The sequence below is a fragment of the Clostridium sp. LS genome (genome assembly GCF_002760435.1).
In the GTDB taxonomy this organism is placed as follows: Bacteria; Bacillota; Clostridia; order Clostridiales; family Clostridiaceae; genus Clostridium.
In genome coordinates, this window is the sequence record NZ_AUUU01000129.1 from 26,266 (window position 1) to 34,262 (window position 7,997).

7 protein-coding genes are annotated in these 7,997 nt (G+C 30.0%); all 7 read right to left on the reverse strand.

Annotated features, from left to right (window positions below; all coding sequences use genetic code 11):
• Nucleotides 1-12: 12 nt before the first annotated feature.
• Nucleotides 13-894, reverse strand: a complete 882-nt coding sequence (locus tag COL3_RS23800) for a YicC/YloC family endoribonuclease (protein WP_008424869.1) — start codon at nt 892-894, stop codon at nt 13-15.
• 269 nt (nt 895-1,163) lie between these two features.
• Nucleotides 1,164-1,589 (reverse strand): hypothetical protein, encoded by a 426-nt coding sequence (locus tag COL3_RS23805; protein ID WP_008424871.1) that lies wholly within the window; start codon nt 1,587-1,589, stop codon nt 1,164-1,166.
• Nucleotides 1,590-1,791: 202 nt separating this feature from the next.
• Nucleotides 1,792-3,270 (reverse strand): stage IV sporulation protein A, encoded by a 1,479-nt coding sequence (spoIVA, locus tag COL3_RS23810; RefSeq protein ID WP_008424873.1) that lies wholly within the window; start codon nt 3,268-3,270, stop codon nt 1,792-1,794.
• Between the two features lie 318 nt (nt 3,271-3,588).
• Entirely contained in the window at nt 3,589-4,581 is a 993-nt protein-coding gene (locus COL3_RS23815; RefSeq protein WP_008424875.1) for an NAD(P)H-dependent glycerol-3-phosphate dehydrogenase, read from the reverse strand.
• Between the two features lie 2 nt (nt 4,582-4,583).
• The gene (gene der / locus COL3_RS23820; RefSeq protein ID WP_008424876.1) at nt 4,584-5,900 is read right to left on the reverse strand and encodes a ribosome biogenesis GTPase Der; all 1,317 of its coding nucleotides are present in this window, start codon (nt 5,898-5,900) and stop codon (nt 4,584-4,586) included.
• 2 nt (nt 5,901-5,902) lie between these two features.
• Nucleotides 5,903-7,234 (reverse strand): DUF512 domain-containing protein, encoded by a 1,332-nt coding sequence (locus tag COL3_RS23825; protein ID WP_008424878.1) that lies wholly within the window; start codon nt 7,232-7,234, stop codon nt 5,903-5,905.
• Between the two features lie 79 nt (nt 7,235-7,313).
• Nucleotides 7,314-7,997: phage replisome organizer N-terminal domain-containing protein (locus COL3_RS23830; protein ID WP_099716734.1), on the reverse strand; the 684-nt coding region annotated here is incomplete at its 5' end.

Sequence of the window (7,997 nt, forward strand, 5' to 3'; positions counted from 1 at the left end):
TATCCCTCCTGATTACTCAATATTTTGAACTTGCTCTCTTATTTTTTCAATTGTATTTTTCACTTCGATTACTTTATTAGTTATATTTATGTCAGTAGACTTTGACGCTATAGTATTGGCTTCTCTGTTCATTTCTTGAATTATAAAATCTAATTTCCTTCCAACAGGTTCATCTAAATCCAAAGTGTTCTTCATTTGACCTAAATGACTTCGTAATCTTGTTATTTCTTCATCTACAGCCGCTTTATCAGAGAGAACTGCTACCTCTTGAGCTATTCTTCCTTCATCTATATCTATTCCTGATAATAATTCACTTAATCTTTCCTCAAGTTTTTTCTTATAATTTTTAGGAATAGCATCTGATAATTTTTCAATTTCTTCTACATAGCCCTCAATCACTTGAATTTTTAATAAAATATCAGCTTTTAATTTTTCACCTTCTATACATCTCATTTCTTCCATTGAGTTCAAAGCTGATTTAATTAATAAAGAAATTTCATTAAAGGTTTCCTCTAAATCTTCCTCTGGTTCTTCCATAGTAACAACATCAGGAAATCTAGATATTTTAACTGCAGATATATCATCAATAACATTTAATTCTTTTTGAATTTGTCTTAAACATTCATGATATTCCTTAGCTAACTTCAGGTTTAATTTGATTTTTCCTGCACTATTCCCATAATTCTTATAGTTTATAAAAACATCTATTTTTCCTCGGCTTAACTTCTTGCTAACAATATTTCTTATCTTTTCTTCTAAAGCCAGCATTGTCCTAGGCATTCTAATATTTATATCTAAATATCTATGGTTTACACTTTTCATTTCTATAGAAAAACTTACTTCGCGATTCTCATCACTTTGTGCCCTTCCAAAACTAGTCATACTTCTTATCAATATTACACCCCCTTTTATATCTCTAACGGATTTAAACTCGATAATTCAATAATAAATTAATATATGTTCTTTAGTCAATATTTTGTTTACAATTTGTTAACAATTATATTTCAAAAAAAAAAAAAAAAAACACCTTACAAAAATTGTAAGGTAGTCTCTAAATTTAAATTATTTTTTGGCAGGTCGGCGTATCCTGCATCTCTGATTACTAAATATTAGCGCATGAGGAGCCTTTTCTCACCTCAAAAAATAAATTTATAAACCGTGCATTATAATATATTTTCTTTTAATTCCGTTTCCTCAACTTTTGTCAGCCGTCCTCTATATATTCTTGCGTTCATTTTAGATAAAGTAATTGGATACATTGTCGCAACATATATATACTCATCTTCTAAATCTATTTCAAGCCCCAAAAGTACAATAATGTTATCAACCCTTTTTACTAGTTCAAGAGAGCCGCCAGTTCCTCTCTTATTATCTAAACCAACATACTCAGGCTCTTTTATTACTTTTTCTATAATATCTATTATATTATCCTTCATCTTTTTGGTGAATTGTCTACCATGTCTTTTTTTTATATGCTTTATAACACCTGGAGAGGCATAAACAATTCTAGGTAAATCAAGCTCTAAGAGCTCACTTATAAAAATTTTTATTTTACCAACTTTCTTATAAGCCTTATACTCTCTTTTCATAGATACCCCTCATTTATATCCTTTCTTTTATTATATCCCAATGTTATGTATTTTTCCACATATAAACAAAAAAACTGGTAAAAAAAAGTGTTGATTATAATATATGATACTTGAAAATATGTAGCAATTTTGTTCCTAACTATTTAACTACACTATAAAATCAACACTTTATAATTATATAAATATTTATGCATTTATCTTATTAAAGTATTATGCAAATCAATCCACCATTACCTTCATTAATTATTTTTTGTAAAGTTTTTTGGATTTTAACTTGTACATCCTCTGGCATTTTATATAGCTTATTCTGTAAGCCTTCTTTCACTAACACCTCTAGAGATTTCCCAAACATATTGCTTTGCCAAAGAAGTGTTGGATCTGTTTCGAACTGTTCTAATAGCCCTTTCACAAGTTCTTCAGATTCTTTTTCAGATCCCATTATAGGGCTTATCTCAGTTTTAATATCACATTTTATAAAATGTAGACTTGGAGCACTTGCTTTCAATTTTACTCCGTACTTATTCCCTTGTTTAACTATTTCAGGTTCTTCAAATTTCATTTCTGCAAGCTGTGGTGCAACTAACCCATATCCACTTTCTCTTACATCCTCTAAAGCATCTTTAACTTTGTCATATTCACATTTCGCATGGGTCAAATCATTAATTATGCTAAGTAGGTCACTTTCTGAATTAACATCTAAATTACATATCTCACTTAAAACTTTATAGAAAATTCCATCCTTAGGTTTCATAAGCACGTGAGCTGTTCCATTTCCGAGATTCACTTCTTTTATATTGGCATTTCCCATGAATTCTTCATTTTCAAGACCATTTAAACAATACTTTATATCTCTTACTTTAGATACATCTTGGCTCATGTTCATAATTATGTTGAAAAAATCTTTTTTTAACCAATGGTTTCGTTCTAATTTTTCTAGCCATTCAGGCATCTCAATATTAATTTCTTTTACTGGGAATTCCTTTAGTACATGTTTAAATAAATTCTCTATATCTTGTTCTTCCATATTAAATACATCCATAAGTTGTACAGTTACATTATATTTATCCTCTAATTCTTTCTGTAATGCTTTTGCTTCCTGAGAATTTGGTTTATTTGTATTAAGGACTACAATAAAAGGTTTATTTAAGGATTGTAATTCATATATTACTCTTTCTTCTGCATCAACATAGTCATCTCTGTCTATTCCAGTTATACTACCATCAGTAGTAATTACAAGACCTATTGTTGAATGATCCTTAATAACTTTCCTTGTTCCAATTTCTGCAGCGTCCTCAAAAGGTATTTCATACTCATACCATGGTGTATGAACCATTTTGCTTTCTTCTCCATCTAAATATCCTAAAGCACCTTTAACTATATATCCAACACAATCAACCAGCCTTACTTTAAACTTGATCTCATCTCCCAAATTGATTTCAACTGCTTCGTTTGGTACGAACTTTGGTTCAGTTGTATGAATATTTTTCCCAGATCCACTTTGTGGCAACTCATCCTTAGCTCTTTCCTTTTTATAAGTATTATCAATTTTAGGAATTACCATAAGATCCATGAACTTTTTAATAAATGTAGATTTTCCTGTTCTAACGGGTCCTACAACTCCTACATATATGTCCCCTTGAGTTCTATCAGCTATATCTTTGTATATGTTAAAATTATCCACATAGTTCCCTCCTATATTCTTTTTACCAATATATATATATTCATCCTAATTTTAAAATATACACATTTTAAAAAAGTAGCTATGCTACAATAAAGAACTTTTAAAAAAAGCAGCTATGCTGCAATTAAGAACTTTTTTTGCAAGTTTCCCCAAAGTAGCTATACTACAATTAAGAACTTTTTTGCAAACTCCCCCAAAGTAGCTATGCTGCAATCAAGAACTTTTTATTTAGGTAAATGAAAATAAAAAAATTCTAGAATAACCTTGGTCATATAATTATATGACTAAAATTATTTTAGAATTCTATTAAGCAGTAAATTAAAATAATTCACTTTTTTTATCTCTATTCATGAGTTCATCAACAATAGATTTAGCATTCTTTCCTTCAAATAAGCCCTTATAAAGCCCATCTGTTATAGGCATAGATATTCCAATCTTCTCTTTTAATTGATAAAACGCTCTGCATGCTTTTACACCTTCAACGACCATACCAATTTCCTTTAGTGCTTCCTCTAATGACATTCCTTTTCCAATCAACAATCCTGCTCTTCTATTTCTAGAGTGCATAGATGTACAAGTTACTATTAAATCCCCCATGCCAGTTAGTCCATAAAAAGTTTCTGCTCTTCCTCCAAGAGCTATTCCTACCCTAGATATTTCTTTCATACCTCTTGTAAGAAGCGCCGCCTTTGTATTATCTCCATACCCTAGTCCATCTATTATTCCTGCGGCCAATGCAATTACATTTTTTACAGCTCCGCCAATTTCAACTCCTATTATATCATCATTAGTATACACCCTAAAATATGGAGTCATAAATAGATCTTGAACTTTGGCTGCAGCTTTCATATCTTTAGACGTACTCACTATTGTAGTAGGTATTTTCATTACAACTTCCTCTGCATGGCTAGGTCCTGATAAAACTACTACAGGGTTATCTAATTCCTCTTCAATTACAACTGACAATCTTTTATCACTATCTTCTTCAATACCTTTTGCAATTGATATTATTGGTATAGTATTAGGTATTTTTCCTTTAATAGCTATGCACATATTTCTAATAACATGGGACGGTACTGATAATACTATATAATCAGCACCATCAACTGCTTCTTCGATATTATTAAACGCAGTTACTCCCTTAGGAATATATAAATCTTTGAGATATTTTTCGTTAGTTCTCTTAATATTTATTTCATCAACAACATTCTTATCCCTATTGTATATATTAACAACATTATTTTTTTCTGCAAGTAAAACAGCTAAGGCACTTCCAAAGCTTCCTCCTCCTAGAAAAGTAATTTTGCTCATAATTATTCCTTTCTTTGTCTATATTCAATTTGGATACCAGTCCCTTTAAAATCAAAACTATCTCTTAATTGATTTTCTAAATACCTTTCATACGAAAAATGTCTTGCACTCTCATCATTTACGAAAAATACAAACTTTGGTGGTTTAGTTGCCACTTGTGTTGCATAATAAATTTTCATTCTCTTAAGCCCAACAACTGGAGGTTCTTTCATAAGAACAGCTTTACTTATAACATCATTTAAGATTCCTGTTGAAACTCTCTTATTATAATTATCATAGCAATATTTAGCCACTTGAAGAACTTTGTTAGTTCTTTGTCCTGTAAGTGCTGAAATAAATAAATACTCAGCATAGCTTAAAAACTTTAAGTTCCCTTGTAGTTCTTTTTTAAATTTATCTAAAGTCTTATCATCCTTCTCAACCAAATCCCACTTATTAACAATAACCATAATAGCTTTTCTCATTTCATGAGCATAACCTATTATTTTCTCATCTTGCTCAGTAATTCCTTCTGTTGCATCAATCATAAGTATACAAACATCCGCTCTTTCAATTGCAGCATAAGTTCTTACTACACTATATCTTTCAATTTCTTCTTTTACTTTACTCTTTCTTCTAAGTCCAGCAGTATCAATTAAAATAAATTTACCTTCTTCTGTTTCCAAATAACTATCTATTGCATCCCTTGTTGTTCCTGGAATGTCAGAAACTATTACTCTTTCTTCTCCAAGTAATTTATTTATTAATGAGGATTTTCCTACATTAGGCTTCCCTATCATTGCTATTCTAATATATTCATCATCTTCTTCATCGTAAATAGACTTATCAAAATTTTCTACTATTTTATCAAGCATATCTCCAAGTCCTAGCCCTTGAGATGCAGATATAGTTATAGGATCACCAATTCCTAAGTTATAAAATTCCCATGCATTATCCTCATCTTTTAATGAGTCTACTTTGTTAACAACTAAAACTACTGGTTTTTTACTCTTTCTAAGCATAGTTGCAACTTCATTATCTGCTGCTGTTAAACCTTCTTTACCATCAACAATAAAAACTATAACATCAGCTGTTTCAATAGCAATATTCGCTTGTCTTCTCATTTGCTTTACAATGATATCGTCTCTTTCAGGTTCAATACCTCCTGTATCTATCATAGTAAAATTATAACTTAACCATTCAGCTTCCGCATACACCCTATCCCTTGTAACTCCTGGTGTATCTTGAACTATTGAAATTCTTTTCCCTGCCAATTTATTAAACAACGTCGATTTCCCAACATTTGGTCTTCCAACTATAGCAACTATCGGTTTACCCATTATTATTCCTCCTTGTATTCATTAAGTTTTTTTATTAAATCTTCTCCTGTGTAATCAACCACTATCACTTTAACATCTAGAGCGGATTCAATATCTTTAATCTTAGTATCATCCAGCATGATTTTCTCAGATGAGTCTGCTAATTCATATCCTTTTCTAAACATATTATTAGACATAATTAAATATTTACTATTTATCATGCCCTTCATTTGATCTATTATATCTGTTCCAGTTAAAAGTCCTGCTACAGTGATTGTACTTCCAAAATAATTATTTACTATTTCATAAACATCCAATTTTATATTTGGATTATTATTTTTAATTTTAATGCTAGCCTCAAGAATTTCGGGATAAGCTAAAGTTCCTGTAACAATAGAAAAACTCCCCTTCATGCTTTTATCTAAATCTTCTAAGGTATTATCTATTGCATCTCTGAAGCATCTAACCATTCCTATTCCATCTTCAATTTGATGATAATCATCATAAAATTCTTCATTTGGAATTTCTCTATCTGCAACTAAATAAAATTCATCAGATAATCTTACAAACGGTGTTCCTATTTCTCTCATATATACTTCTTGAAGTTCTTTAATACTCTCGATTTCCTCTATTGATTGTTCTTTTGTATATGTACTAACTTGTTTAAGGCCTTGCCTAAATTTAGTTATTCCTATTGGAACTACTGCTAAATCTGAAACATTTGGATATAAGGTATATAAATCAGCAACAGTTCTTTTAAGTTCATCCCCATTATTTATCCCAGGAACTGAAACAATTTGTGCATTCATCCTAATCCCAGCAGCTGCAAGCTTTTTCATTCTTTCAAATACATTGCCTGCAAACCTGTTATTAAGCATTTGAACTCTAAGCTCTGGGTTTGTCGTATGAACAGATACATTTATAGGACTTATGTGATATTGTATTATTCTATCAATATCTTCATCTTTCATATTTGTTAATGTAACAAAATTACCTTGCAAAAAAGATAATCTTGAATCGTCATCCTTAAAATATAATGATTCTCTCATTCCTTTTGGAAGCTGATCTATAAAACAAAATATACATTTATTACTGCAGGATTTTGCTTTATCCATTATGCCGCCGCCAAATTCTATACCTAAATCTTCACCGTACTCTTTTTCAATTTCAATTTCCCATACTTCACCATTGCTTTTTTCTACCTCTAAAATGATTTCCTCATCCGCTGATAAAAATTTATAATCAATAATATCATTTATTTTCTTATCATTAATAGATAGTAAAACATCATTTAACTCAATACCGACTTCTTCCGCGATACCATTTGGGATTACTTTTGTTATAATATTTTTCATGTTATCACTCCCAATTATAACATACTTATCCTTGTTATATTACATTAAACCCTTAGTTAAGTCAATAATTCATATGCAATCAAAAAGAATACTGTTTAAGAATCCGTTCATCCAAACCTAATTTATAATCTCCTTCACTAAATCCAACTATAGAATTATCTTCTTTTTCTTCAGCAAATTCAATAGCATGAGATGAACTTTCTTTTTTCTTCTTTTTATTTGCCACATTATTTCTTTTAACTTCCAAAGGTGCAATTGAGCGGTTGTTATGGTCGTTGTCTCCCGTATCTTCATTAGCAACCTTTAATTCAATTAACTTCCGCTTTTCCATTTCTTGCTTTTTTAAATTTTCTTTTTCATTTATAACTGATTTTTCTTCAATCTCTTTATCTGTAATATTACTAACTTCTTCTTTTAAATCTTTCTTTATCTCAACCTCTTTACTTAAATTTTTATTTTTATTCTTAGACTTAATATTTTGATGCTTTGCAAAATTTTTCACTTTATAAATATTTTCTTCAGTAATTTCCACCATTTCTAATTTTATAAATGTATCCAATGCTAATTTTACTTGATTTACATCTCTATTAAATTCTATAGCCAAAGTTTCAATTGTATAAGGAATAGTTCTAGAAAGATACAATTCCCCTTCTAAGTTCACCTTTCCAGCTAAAATCACAAGCCTATTCCAAACGTAGTGAATAAGATCTCTTTCAGGCTTTAAATCTATTATTTTAAATTTTGTATCCTCATACATATCTAC